The organism is Oleiphilus sp. HI0132 (assembly GCF_001635845.1).
The window spans coordinates 1-948 of the sequence record NZ_LWGJ01000013.1 but is presented as its reverse complement, the minus strand read 5'-3'; the positions used below and the strand labels follow the sequence as shown (position 1 = coordinate 948).

Genomic DNA, 948 nt, shown 5'->3' with positions numbered 1-948 from the left:
TCACTGTCGTAATCATCCTCCAGAATCCATACTCCATTTTCAGCAGCCCATTGAAGGATGTTTAAGCGATTTGCCAAAGGCATAATCCCGCCCATCGGATATTGATGAGTCGGTGTGACACATAAGATTTTACCCTTTGGTTTCTTCGGTAGTGCTTGTAGGTCTAAGCCATTCTTACCCACCGGGATGCCGGTAATTTTGCACTGATGTGCTTTAAAGGCTTCGCGCATTCCAATGTAGCCCGGGTTTTCCAAATAGACTTCATCTCCGTGATTCAAGATGACTTGAATCGCGATATTGACCGCTTGTTGAGCGCCAACCGTGATGATGATTTGCTCGGGTGTGCAATCCAATCCTCGTGAAGATTTTAAGTAGCTGGCAAGCACTTCTCTCAAGTAGGACGAACCTTGTAATGAATCATATCCAAGCAAGGCGATACGCTGGCTTTGTTGTTGATATATTTGCCCCCATTTTTTGATGGGAAAAGCTTTGAGGTCAGGTAAACCGGCTTCGAAACTGGTGTTGCGATAGACTCTGATCTTGTTGTCGCCGAGCAAGACTTTTCCAGAATCAGAGAGCGGCATCTTGGTTGGTTTTGACTCAAATCGCATGATGTTCTTCGTTTGAGCATTGAGATAATCATCAGGAAGATTGGTCGCAATATAGTGGCCCGCTCCTTTTTTCGTTTGCAGGTAGCCTTCAGCTTTCAGTTGCTCGAAGGCGCCCGAAACCGTGTTTCGGCTAACCTTAAGAATACTCGACAGCGCACGGCTAGAAGGTAATCGCCTCCCTGAGACTAATCGTCCATCTAATATTCTGTTCTTGACCCCCTGATACAGCTGATGTTGCAGTGTCTCGGTGCCAGAAAAAGAAAAGTCACGTAACGAGTCAAATTCTTCAGTGCTCAAATTGGTACCACCAGAAATTAATTATTGGATCTTAATGTGG

Annotated in this window: 1 protein-coding gene; it reads right to left on the bottom strand. The window is 45.4% G+C overall.

Going from position 1 to position 948, the window contains the following annotated elements; all coding sequences use genetic code 11:
* The coding region (locus A3766_RS00225; protein WP_156508567.1) for a PLP-dependent aminotransferase family protein at positions 1 to 908 on the bottom strand (908 nt) is incomplete at its 3' end.
* Positions 909 to 948: the final 40 nt, after the last annotated feature.